The following is an 11112-nucleotide window of genomic DNA, read 5'->3' as shown; positions in this document are numbered from 1 at the left end:
GCGCAGCGCTCGGCAACGACGCGGCCAGCGGGCGCCGGCTGGTCATCGCTTCGGCGAGCCATGGCTTTTATGTGCGCGCCATCGCCGCCCGGCTCGGCGTGGCCGACGTGGTGGCGACCGAGGCAGTGCGCGACGGCGGCTGGCTGACCAGCCGGCTGGCGGGTGCGAATTGTTATGGCCCGGCCAAGCGGACGGCGCTGGAGGCCTGGCTCGCCGGGCAGGCGCCGGCGGGCGCGGTCGTGCATTTCACCAGCGACCACCACAGCGATCTGCCCTGCTTCGAACTGGCGCTGGCAACCGGCGGCCAGGTGCTGTGTGCCAACCCGTCGGCGCAATTGGCGACCATTGCCGGCGAACGGGGCTGGCCGGTGGCGCAGTGGGGCAGTATCAAGGCCAGCCTGTTCGAACGCGCCTAGGCCCGCCGCAAGCGGTAGAGCGTGAACAGTGCGATGCCGCCCCAGATGACGTTGAGCACCATCGACGGCACCGCGCCGTGCCAGCCGGAATTGATGACGAACCCCACCGCGCCGCCAAAGTTCAGCCACTGGAAAGCCGGGGTGCGCGCCTCAAGCTTGCCGGCACTGGCCAGGCCATAGCCGACCAGCACCATGACGGCGCCGATCCAGCCGGCCGCTTCGATTGCAAGTTCCATGGCGCGTCCATGTCCGCCCCGGCCGGTGAAGGCAAGGGGCGGCAGGCGATGGTCAGGCGTTCAGGACTTGCCGGCGTCGGCGCAGTGCAGCGCCCACCAGGCCAAAGCCGCTGATCAGCATGGCCCAGGACGCCGGCTCCGGCACGCCAATGCCGGACTGGAGGCTGATCTGGCCGGTCGTGATGCTGTACGTGTTCAGGTCGATGCTTGTGTTGTAGCCGATGGCATCGAACGCGGCGAGGTCGAGCCCGGTCAATATGCCTTCCTGGGCATTGCAGATATAGGGGTTCATGATGCCCAGCTTGGGCCGCAGGCAACTGAACGCGCCGTTGGGCAGTTGCGGCGCCTTCCAGTGCGAGGCCTGCCAGCCGTCGCCGTTGAAGCTGCCGGTGGAAAACAGCCCGTTCTGATAGGCGGTCACGCCGCCATCGGCGGAGAAATAGCTGGCGGTGTTGGTCGTCCAGTCGAGCCGGCCGGCTTCGGAATAGCGGAACAGGTCGAGCGTGGAGCCCCACCAGTCGTTCTGGACATCGGGATATTCCGAACAGGTGGCGCCGCTGGCGAAGCAGATGACATCGGCGAGCGGGCCGCCGGTGCCGATATAATCATAATCGTCGACGCCGCTGACGAAGCCGAGGGCGTGGCCGATCTCGTGGATGGCAACGGCGAGGAAATCGATGCTGCCCGGCGTGATGCCATTGCGCGGGTTGAAGTCGAACTTGAAATCCGAGCTGAACTGCACGGAGCCATCGACCGTGTTGCCCAGGTCATAGCCCAGGGCGCGGGCGTTGGCGGTGTTCACCGCGATGAAGGTGGCATTGTATTTGCCGTCGGTGTCATAGACCCTGGTGCTGTTGTCGATGCCGAAATTGGCGCCGTTTGCATCGACGCCCTTGTAGCCCGGCGTATACATGTTGAGCGCCGTGCCGGGGCCAAATTGGCCATCGTAGAAGGTCGGCAGCGTCAGCGCCGAATCAAAGGCCGTCGTCTGGCGCGCGGCGATGCGGTCGGTCACGAAGATGGCCGGCTGGATGGTGCGCGCGCTGCCTGTCGATCCCAATATGCCGGGCCCCAGAGACTGGAAACCCACCTGCAGGTTGATGGTGACCGGCTGCGACGCGGTCAGCACGCTCGACCAGTAATAGGCGGCCGTGCTGAAGCCGTTGTAGGCCGCGGTGCCCGGATCGACGCCGCCAACGTTGATGAGGTTGAACTGGATCGGCGATTCGACCGCCATAGCGGTGCTCGACGACAGCAGGGCACAGACGACGGACGCAACAAATCTGACGCTCATGTGACTTCCCCAAACACCGCAACTGGCAACAGCGCACGAAACGTGCTTAACCAAAGTTAGCTAACGGCGAAGTGAAGTCAACAGCGTTTACAGCCGCTTACTGGACTGCGGCAATTGCGACGCTGGCGGCCTAGGCCGCCAGCTTGCGCAGCACATAGGGCAGGATCCCGCCGGCATAATAATATTCCAGCTCCTGCTCGGTATCGATCCGGCACAGGGCCTCGAAGCTGCCGGCGCTGCCATCGGGGCGGGTGAAGGCCACGGTCAGCATCTGGCGCGGCTTCAGATTGGCCAGACCCTGGATCGCGAACACTTCCTCGCCCGTCAACCCGATGCTCTTGCGGTCGCTGCCGGCCGCAAACTCCAGCGCCAGTACGCCCATGCCGATCAGGTTGGAGCGGTGGATGCGCTCGAAGCTTTCGGCGATGACGGCGCGCACGCCAAGGAGCGTGGTGCCCTTGGCCGCCCAGTCGCGGCTGGAGCCGGTGCCATATTCCTTGCCGGCAATCACCACCAGCGGCGTGCCGTCGGCCTTGTAAGCCATGGCCGCATCATAGATGGCGAGCTGCTGGCCCGACGGGATATGGCGGGTCACACCGCCTTCCACGCCCGGCACCATCTCGTTCCGGATGCGGATGTTGGCGAAGGTGCCGCGCATCATCACTTCATGGTTGCCGCGGCGCGCGCCATAGGAGTTGAACTCCGCCTTGGTCACCTGGCGTTCGGTCAGATAGCGGCCGGCGGGGCTCGATTCCTTGATACTGCCGGCCGGGCTGATGTGATCGGTGGTGATGCTGTCGCCAAACACCGCAAGGGCGCGGGCGCCAACGATGTCAGCCACCGGAGCCGGCGTCATCGTCATGCCTTCGAAATAGGGCGGGTTCTGGACGTAGGTGGACGACGGGTTCCAGCGATAGGTGGCGCCGCCTTCCACCTTGATCGCCTGCCAGCGTTCATCGCCATCGAACACATTGGCATAACGTGCGGCGAACATCTCGGGCGTCACATTGGCCATCACCATGCCCGCGACTTCGGCGTTGGTCGGCCAGATGTCCTTCAGATACACCGGGCCATTGCTGCCTTGGCCGATCGGCTCCTTGGTCAGATCCTTGCGCATGGTGCCGGCCAGCGCATAGGCGACGACCAGCGGCGGGGAGGCGAGATAATTGGCCTTCACGTCCGGCGACACTCGGCCTTCGAAGTTGCGGTTGCCCGACAAGACCGAGCAGGCAACGACATCATTGGCGTTGATCGCCTCCGAAATCGGTTCCGGCAACGGGCCAGAGTTGCCGATGCAGGTGGTGCAGCCATAGCCGACCAGGTTGAAACCCAAAGCGTCCATGTCGGCGGCCAGGCCGGACTTGTCGAAATAATCGGTCACCACCTTGGAGCCAGGGGCAAAGCTGGTCTTCACCCAGGGCTGGTTCTTGAGGCCGAGGGCGCGGGCCTTGCGGGCGACGAGACCGGCGGCAACCAGCACGCTTGGGTTCGACGTGTTGGTGCAGCTGGTGATGGCGGCAATCACCACGTCACCATGGCCGATGTCATAATTGGCGCCCGCAACCGCCACGCGCTGCGCCATCTTCTCGGCCTTGCCGTAACCACCAGCCAGTTCCTTCTCGAACGCCGGCTTGGCGTCGGAGAGCAGCACCTTGTCCTGCGGGCGGCGCGGGCCAGCCAAGCTGGGCATGACCGTGCCGAGGTCCAGCTCCAGCGTGTCGGTGAACACCGGATCGGGCGTGTCGGCCTCGCGCCACAGGCCCTGCGCCCGTGCATAGGCCTCGACCAGCGCCACCGTGTCGGCATCGCGGCCGGACAGCACCAGATAATCGATGGTCTTGGCATCGACCGGGAAGAAGCCGCAGGTGGCGCCATATTCCGGCGCCATGTTGGCCAGCGTGGCGCGATCGGCCAGCGTCAGCGCATCGAGGCCGGGGCCATAATATTCCACAAAGCGCCCGACGACGCCCTTCTTGCGCAGCATCTGGGTGGCGGTGAGCACCAGATCGGTGGCGGTCACGCCTTCCGCCAGAGTGCCGGTCAGCTTGAAGCCGACGACTTCGGGGATCAGCATGGACACTGGCTGGCCGAGCATGGCCGCTTCGGCTTCGATGCCGCCGACGCCCCAGCCCAGCACGCCGAGGCCGTTGATCATGGTGGTGTGGCTGTCCGTGCCGACGCAGGTATCCGGATAGGCAACCATCGCACCGGAGGTATCGGCGCTGCTCCACACGGTTTTCGCCAGATATTCCAGGTTCACCTGGTGGCAGATGCCGGTGCCGGGCGGCACCGCGCGGAAATTCTGCAGCGCGCCGCTGCCCCAGCGCAGGAACTCGTAGCGTTCCAGATTGCGGGCATATTCCAGCGCCATATTGTCTTCGAACGCATGCGGGTTGCCGAATTCATCGACCATAACGCTGTGATCGATGACCAGATCAACCGGCACCAGCGGGTTGATCTTCACCGGATCGCCGCCCAGCTTGGTGATGGCATCGCGCATGGCGGCCAGGTCGACGACACAGGGCACGCCAGTGAAATCCTGCATCAGCACCCGCGCCGGGCGATAGTTGATTTCATGGTTCGACGTGCGGGTGGCCTGCCAATCGACCACGGCCTTCACGTCGGCGGCGGTGACGGTGCTGCCATCTTCAAAGCGCAGCAGATTTTCCAGCAGCACCTTCATCGAATAGGGCAGGCGCGACACGTCCCCCAGCTGGGCGGCAGCGGCCTCCAGGCTGTAATAGGCATAGGTCTTGCCGGCAGCGGTCAGTGTGCGGCGGGTTTTCAGACTGTCCTGGCCGATGGCGGTCATGCGCGCCCTCCTAATGGTTGTGCTTTGACAAGTTGTCGCACGGTCTAGCCCAGATGGTGCAGCGCGAAAAGACCGCTGCACGGGGAATTCGTGTCAAAATCCAGACCGGTTGCGCCGGTAAAAAGCTTCACCGATAAGGGGCCATGGCTTCGCCCGAAATTGATGCGCTCACCAATGCGCTGGCTCGCCTGCCCGGCCTCGGGCCACGGTCGGCGCGGCGGGCGGTGCTGCACCTGATCAAGCGGCGCGAGGTCGCGCTGTTTCCGCTGCTCGAAGCCTTGCAGGCGGTGGCCGCCAACCTGGTGGTGTGCGGGGTGTGCGGCAATGTCGAAACCAGCGACCCCTGCGCCATCTGCCGCGATCCGCGCCGCGATCCGTCGCTGCTGTGCGTGGTCGCCGATGTTGCCGATCTGTGGGCGCTGGATGGCCGCCACCTGTTTTCCGGGCGCTATCATGTGCTGGGCGGGCGGCTGTCGGCGCTGGATGGGGTGGGGCCGGAGGATCTGGCCATCCCGTCACTCGTCGCCCGCGCCGACGACGGGGCGGTGAAGGAGGTCGTGCTCGCCCTGTCCGCCACGATGGAGGGGCAGGCGACCATGCACTATGTTGCCGAGGCGCTGGCTTCCACCGGCGTCAAGGTCAGCCAGCTGGCGCAGGGCCTGCCGATGGGCGGCGAGCTTGACTGGCTGGACGAGGGCACGCTGGCGCTGGCGCTGAACGCGCGGCGGCCGGTAGGGTAATCCTCCCCTCCCTTGCAGGGAGGGGAGCAGATTCTCACAATTTCACCAGCATCTTGCCGGTGTTCATGCCCTGGAACAGGCCGATGAAGGCCTCCGGCGCCTTTTCGATCCCGTCCAGCACCGTCTCCTGCCACTTCAGCTTGCCGGCGCGGATCCACGGTCCCATCTCGGCGAGGAAATCGCCGCGCAGGCCCTGGAACTCGATGACGATGAAGCCGCGCATGGTCAGCGACTTGCCGACAACCTGGATGATGTTGCGCGGGCCTGGCGTCGGTGCGGTGTCGTTATAGGCGGAGATCATGCCGCATTCGATGAGCCGCGCGAACGGCTTGGCGGTCTCGATGGCGACTTCCAGATGCTCGCCGCCAACATTGTCGAAATAGATGTCGATGCCCTTGGGCGCGGCGGCCTGCACGGCGGCCAGCAGGTTGCCGCAAGTGCGATAGTTGATGACATGATCGATGCCGAGGCTCTTCAGCCACGCGCACTTGTCGTCGCTGCCGGCGCTGGCGATGACGGTGCAGCCCTTCAGCTTGGCGACCTGCGCCACCACGCTGCCCACGGCGCCGGCGGCACCCGAGACGAACACCACGTCGCCCGGCTTGGGCTTGCCGATCTGGGTCAGGCCGGCCCAGGCGGTGAGGCCGGGCATGCCGAGCACGCCGAGGAACGTCTCCATCGGGATACCGCCCGGCACGTCGAGTTTTTCCAGCGCTGCGGCCGGGGCGACGAACGCCTCGCGCCAACCGAACATGGACGAGACGATGTCACCCTTCTTCAGGCCGTCCGCGTTGCTCTCCGCCACCACGCCGATGGCGCCGCCCTGCAGCGCCTCGCCGATCTGGAACGGCGGCACATAGCTCGGCCGGTCATACATGCGGCCGCGCATGTAGGGATCGACGGACATATACTTGTTGTGGACCAGCACTTCGCCGGAGCCGGGAGCCGGCAATTCGCGGCTACCGAGGTCGAAATTTTCCGGCTGCGGCACGCCAACCGGGCGGCTGGCGAGGCGGATTTCGCGGGATGTGGTCATGGGTTGAGTCTCCTGTGGTTGGAGACACACTAGCGGCAATATCCGCCCGCGGCACCTCTTGGCTGCGGGAGGGGCCGGAACGGTTTACCGGGAACCGGTTGTCCAATCCCGAAAGGCTTCAAGAAGTGCGCGCAATTGACGGGGCCCGCCCACGCCATGAAACACATTGTCTTCAGTCCAGCACGTCCACCAATCGCGGTCATGATCGAGATTGTGTGCGACTCGTTCGAGTTTGCGCCCATCACAGTCTGTTCCGGCGAGATCAATCCGGACAGACCAGCCGGGATTATCAAGCGTGGTGATCGCGGGGCCGAATTGCTCTTCCCACTCGCCGTCGCATTGGGCCTCGTACCACGTTGCGAGCCAATCCAGGATGTCCATCAGTCGAGCTTAAGGGGCCAGAACAAGACCCACAAGTTTGCTAGATTTCCACCTGACTGCCCAACTCCACCACGCGGTTCGTCGGCAGCTTGAAGAAGTCCATCGCGCTTTCGGCGTTGCGCATCATCCAGGCGAAGAGATGCTCGCGCCACAGCGCCATGCCGGGCTTGTCGCTGGCCAGCAGCGTCTGGCGCGACAGGAAGAAGCTGGTTTCCATCATCTTCAGCTTCGGCCCGCAATTCTCCACCTTCTTCAGGATGGCCGGAATGTCGATTTCCTGCATGAAGCCATAGCGGATCAGGATGCGGTAGAAGCCGCCGCCGAGGTCCTTCACGCCGATGCGGTCCTCGTCGGACACATAGGGCACCTCGTCGATCACGACCGTCAGGATCATGATGCGTTCGTGCAGGATCTTGTTGTGCTTGAGATTGTGCAGCAGCGCCTGCGGCACGCCCACCGGCGAGGTCGTCATGAACACCGCGGTGCCGGGCACGCGGGTGGCGGCCGCCGCGGCGGACTTGATGAACACGTCCATCGGCATCGACGAATCGCGCAGCCGTTCCTGCATCAGCTTGCGCCCGCGCGACCAGGTGGTGAGGCCGGTGAAGCCAATCAGGCCGATGACCAGCGGGAACCAGCCGCCATCGGGCACCTTGGTGAGATTGGACGCGAAATAGGCGAAATCGACCAGCGCGAAGGTGGCGAGCAGCGGTGCCGCCCACCACGCCGGCCAGCGCCAGATGGTGAGCACCAGCACGCCGACCAGCAGCGTGTCGATCAGCATGGTGCCGGTGACCGCGATGCCATAGGCCGAAGCGAGGTTGGACGAGGTCTGGAAGCCCAACACCAGGAACATCACCAGCACCAGCAGGGTCCAGTTCACCGCCGGAATATAGATCTGGCCGAAAGCCGACGCCGAGGTGTGGACGATCTTCATGCGCGGCAGGAAGCCCAACTGGATCGCCTGCTGTGTGACCGAGAAGGCGCCCGAAATGACGGCCTGCGAGGCGATGATGGTGGCCAGCGTTGCCAGCACGACCAGCGGCAGCCGCGCCCACTCCGGCGCCATCAGGAAGAAGGGATTGGCCAGCGCTTCCGGGTGAACGGTGAGCAGTGCGCCCTGGCCGAGATAGTTGATCATCAGCGCCGGAAGCACCAATGCGAACCAGGCGAGACGGATCGGATTGCGGCCGAAATGGCCCATGTCGGCATAAAGCGCTTCGGCGCCGGTCACCGCCAGCACCACGCTGCCCAACGCCAGGAAGGCGGCGGCTGGCATCGCCAGCACGAACTTGACCGCATACCACGGATTCAGCGCCGTCAGGATGGCGGGATAGGCCATGATGTTGTTGATGCCCAGCACGGCCAATGTCGCGAAATAGACCAGCACGATCGGGCCGAAGATGGCGCCAACCCGGGCGGTGCCGCGGCTCTGGAACAGGAACAGGGCCAGCAGGATCGCAATGGCGATCGGCACCACCATCGGCTGCATGCGGGCTTCGACCACGGTGATGCCTTCAACCGCCGACAGCACCGACATCGCCGGCGTGATGATGGCATCGCCAAAGAACAGGGCGGTGGCCAGCACGCCGAGCAGCACCAGCTGCGCCGAGCGCGTGTCGCCTGGGGAGAGGCGGGAAATGAGGGCGATGAGCGCCAGCGAGCCACCTTCGCCGCGATTGTCTGCCCGCATGATGACGGAGACATATTTCAGCGTCACCACCAGCATCATCGTCCAGAAGATGAGCGAGATGACGCCGTAGATGGTCACGCTGTTCATCGCCAGCGTGTGATGGCCAGCAAAGGTTTCCTTGAACGCGTAAAGCGGGCTGGTGCCGATATCCCCGAACACGACGCCAACAGCGCCGACCGCCAGTCTCAGCAGCGATTGATGATGTCCGTGGGGATCGGCATGAGCGGCCGCGGCTGGCGACGCACCCTGGTTCGACATGGAAACTGCCCGCCTGTTGAACAAGACCGGCGGGTTAGCACAGGCCGTCTGGTGCTGCAATGCGGCATCAGGCGGGCCGGCGCATCGCCGGGCTGGCGGCTGCCATGCCGGCAGGCTATGGCTGGCGCAATCAACGAAAGTGGCCCCGATGCGCATAGCCTTCCTGCTCTATGACCAGCTCACCCAGCTCGACATGACCGGCCCGGCCCAGGTGCTGAGCCGCATGCCGGGCGCGACGGTGGAGTATGTCGCCAAGACCATGGACCCGGTGATGAGCGATTGCCGGCTGGCGCTGATGCCGACCGCGACTCTGGCAGACTCGGGCCAGTTCGATTTCATCTGCGTGCCGGGCGGCTTTGGCTGTTCGGCGGCGATGAATGACGAGGCGATATTGGGCTGGCTGCGCGACCAGGCGCCGGGCTGCGCCTGGATCACCAGCGTCTGCACCGGATCGCTGATCCTCGCCGCCGCCGGCTTGCTGAAGGGCCGCAAGGCCGGCTGTCACTGGGCCTGGGGCGATTATCTGCCGCTGTTCGGCGCCGAATGGGTGCAGGAACGAACGGTGTTCGATGGCAACATCATCAGTGCTGGCGGCGTCACCAGCGGCATCGATTTCGCTTTCCGCGTGCTCGAACATCTGCATGGCCCCGACGTGGCAGCCAGCTTGCGGCTGGGCCTGGAATATGATCCCGAAAGCCGGCCCGGCGGCACCCCGGCCACGGCCCGGCCCGAGATCATCGCCCAGATGCGGGCCTTCACCGCCGAGCGCCTGGGCCACCGCGATGCCGAGATGCGGGCGGCGGCAGCACGATTGATGGGAGAAATGGCATGAAACATCTGCTGCTGCTGACCCTGCTGGCTGCAACCCCGGCGCTGGCGGTGCCCACCCCGGTGACGGTGCGGGTGCTGAGCCAGGGTGCCAAGTTCATCGGCACCGGCATGGGCGGGATGAAGGTCGTCATTGCCGACAAGGACAGCGGCGCGGCGCTGGCCGAAGGCGAGATTGCCGGCGGCACCGGCGACACCAGCCGCATCATGAACGGTTCCCCGCGCGGCACGCCGCTCGCCGATGCCAACAGCGCCAGCTTTTCCACCACCATCGACGTCACCGAACCGCGGCTGGTGCGCGTGATGGTGCTCGGCCCGATGAAACCCGGCGGCGTTGCCGTATCAGCCCTGCAGAACCGCTGGCTGATCCCCGGCCAGCCGGTGGTGGGCGACGGCTGGGTGATCGAGCTGCCCGGCCTGGCGCTGACGGCGCGGCGCGAGGGCGGGCAGGTGGTGGCCGATGTCTCCATGCTGTGCGGTTGCCCGATCGCGCCGGGCACGCTGTGGGATGAAAAGCGCTTCGAGCTGAAGGCCTGGGTGGGCGGCACCACCGTGCCACTGAAATGGGCCGGCCAGACCGGGCGGTTCGCAGCGGACGTGCCCGCCGGGGCGACCTGGGTGACGGCCGTCGACACGCTGTCGGGCGCGACCAGTGCGGCGAAGATCAGCGCAGCTGCAGCGCCCTGATCGCCACGGGAATGCCGGCTAGCGCGATCGCGGCATGGGCGATGTGCAGCCGGAACATCTCGCCAGCCAGCACCACGTCTTGCGCATGGGCCAGGACCGACAGCGCGCCATAGGCCGCTGCCAACAGCAACAGCAGTCGGTCCCGGGTTGCCCGCCAGCGCTGCAGCGCCACCACAGCGGCGGGCACGATCACGAACAGCGCCATATATTCGCTGATCTGCACCGCGCGCAGCGGTTGTGGGCCCGGCAAGTCCGCCGGCCAGTCGCGCATCTGCCAGGCTTGCCAGCCGTACAGCCCGGCCAACGCCAGCGCAGCCAGGATCCACAGGCGCAGCAGGGCATCGGGGGCAGACGGGCGGCCAGGCTGGGGTGGGTTCGGCATGTTGACGCCATAGCGCGGCCAGCAGAGCAGGGCGAGGCTTGCCAGCCGCGCCGCCGCTGCCCACCTGTGCTATACTGTTTGTTCGAAGAAGGAGCCGACTCGTGGCCAACCCGCTTGCCCGTCTTGCCGTTCGCGCTGCCGCTGCTGCGGCCACCCGCCAGATCGCCTCGCGCGTGTCGGGATCGCACCTGGGCCCGATCGGCAATGTTGCCGCCGTGGCGCTGCCCTTCATGCTGCGCCGCGTTTCGCCGGTCACGCTGGCTGCCATCGCGGTCGGGGCCTGGGGCGTGGGCCAGCTCGCCAAGGCAGTGCCGGTTACGGCCGAACCCGCGGCACCCCCGGCAAGCCC

The 11112-nt window shown here is 65.7% G+C and carries 11 protein-coding genes and 2 pseudogenes; 5 read left to right on the top strand and 8 right to left on the bottom strand.

The features are described 5' to 3' along the window. The coding region (locus GJ693_RS10140; protein WP_197042096.1) for an HAD family hydrolase at positions 1–416 on the top strand (416 nt) is incomplete at its 5' end. Here the strand turns inward: GJ693_RS10140 and GJ693_RS10135 are convergent. The 4 genes and pseudogenes from GJ693_RS10135 to acnA all read right to left on the bottom strand — a co-directional run bounded on the left by GJ693_RS10135 (position 413) and on the right by acnA (position 4758). Then, positions 413–652, bottom strand: a complete 240-nt coding sequence (locus GJ693_RS10135; protein WP_156256190.1) for a CBU_0592 family membrane protein — start codon at positions 650–652, stop codon at positions 413–415. The genes GJ693_RS10140 and GJ693_RS10135 overlap by 4 nt on opposite strands. Before the next feature lie 52 nt (positions 653–704). Continuing rightward, positions 705–800 (bottom strand): annotated as a pseudogene (locus GJ693_RS17740) (PEPxxWA-CTERM sorting domain-containing protein); the annotation flags it as partial. A 75-nt stretch (positions 801–875) separates the two neighbouring features. Further along, positions 876–1889, bottom strand: a pseudogene (locus GJ693_RS17510) (NF038122 family metalloprotease); the annotation flags it as partial. 187 nt (positions 1890–2076) lie between these two features. Further along, positions 2077–4758 carry an aconitate hydratase AcnA gene (acnA, locus tag GJ693_RS10125; RefSeq protein WP_156256189.1) on the bottom strand — a complete coding sequence of 894 codons (2682 nt, stop codon included), beginning with the start codon at positions 4756–4758 and terminating at the stop codon, positions 2077–2079. A 143-nt stretch (positions 4759–4901) separates the two neighbouring features. Here acnA and recR point away from each other — a divergent pair, with 143 nt between their 5' ends. Then, positions 4902–5498: a recombination mediator RecR gene (recR, locus tag GJ693_RS10120; protein WP_156256188.1), complete on the top strand. Its 597-nt coding sequence runs from the start codon at positions 4902–4904 to the stop codon at positions 5496–5498. Between the two features lie 34 nt (positions 5499–5532). Here the strand turns inward: recR and GJ693_RS10115 are convergent, their stop codons facing one another. The 3 genes from GJ693_RS10115 to GJ693_RS10105 all read right to left on the bottom strand — a co-directional run bounded on the left by GJ693_RS10115 (position 5533) and on the right by GJ693_RS10105 (position 8890). Then, the gene (locus tag GJ693_RS10115; protein WP_156256187.1) at positions 5533–6534 is read right to left on the bottom strand and encodes an NADP-dependent oxidoreductase; all 1002 of its coding nucleotides are present in this window, start codon (positions 6532–6534) and stop codon (positions 5533–5535) included. Positions 6535–6618: 84 nt separating this feature from the next. Then, on the bottom strand, positions 6619–6915 hold the full coding sequence (locus GJ693_RS10110) for an immunity 53 family protein (protein WP_156256186.1): 297 nt from the start codon (positions 6913–6915) through the stop codon (positions 6619–6621). Between the two features lie 40 nt (positions 6916–6955). Continuing rightward, the gene (locus GJ693_RS10105; protein WP_408014561.1) at positions 6956–8890 is read right to left on the bottom strand and encodes a potassium transporter Kup; all 1935 of its coding nucleotides are present in this window, start codon (positions 8888–8890) and stop codon (positions 6956–6958) included. A gap of 124 nt (positions 8891–9014) precedes the next feature. Here GJ693_RS10105 and GJ693_RS10100 point away from each other — a divergent pair, with 124 nt between their 5' ends. Further along, positions 9015–9698, top strand: a complete 684-nt coding sequence (locus tag GJ693_RS10100; protein WP_156256184.1) for a DJ-1/PfpI family protein — start codon at positions 9015–9017, stop codon at positions 9696–9698. Beyond that, on the top strand, positions 9695–10381 hold the full coding sequence (locus tag GJ693_RS10095; protein ID WP_156256183.1) for a hypothetical protein: 687 nt from the start codon (positions 9695–9697) through the stop codon (positions 10379–10381). The genes GJ693_RS10100 and GJ693_RS10095 overlap by 4 nt, the downstream gene beginning before the upstream one ends. On the opposite strand, the gene GJ693_RS10090 is transcribed toward GJ693_RS10095, so the two are convergent. Beyond that, positions 10359–10763 (bottom strand): hypothetical protein, encoded by a 405-nt coding sequence (locus tag GJ693_RS10090; protein ID WP_156256182.1) that lies wholly within the window; start codon positions 10761–10763, stop codon positions 10359–10361. The genes GJ693_RS10095 and GJ693_RS10090 overlap by 23 nt on opposite strands. 101 nt (positions 10764–10864) lie before the next feature. On the opposite strand from GJ693_RS10090, the gene GJ693_RS10085 reads away from it, so the two are divergent. Continuing rightward, positions 10865–11112: hypothetical protein (locus GJ693_RS10085; RefSeq protein ID WP_156256181.1), on the top strand; the 248-nt coding region annotated here is incomplete at its 3' end.

Source organism: Sandarakinorhabdus oryzae (assembly GCF_009733735.1).
GTDB lineage: Bacteria > Pseudomonadota > Alphaproteobacteria > Sphingomonadales > Sphingomonadaceae > Sandarakinorhabdus > Sandarakinorhabdus oryzae.
This window is presented reverse-complemented; position numbering and strand designations above follow the sequence as displayed.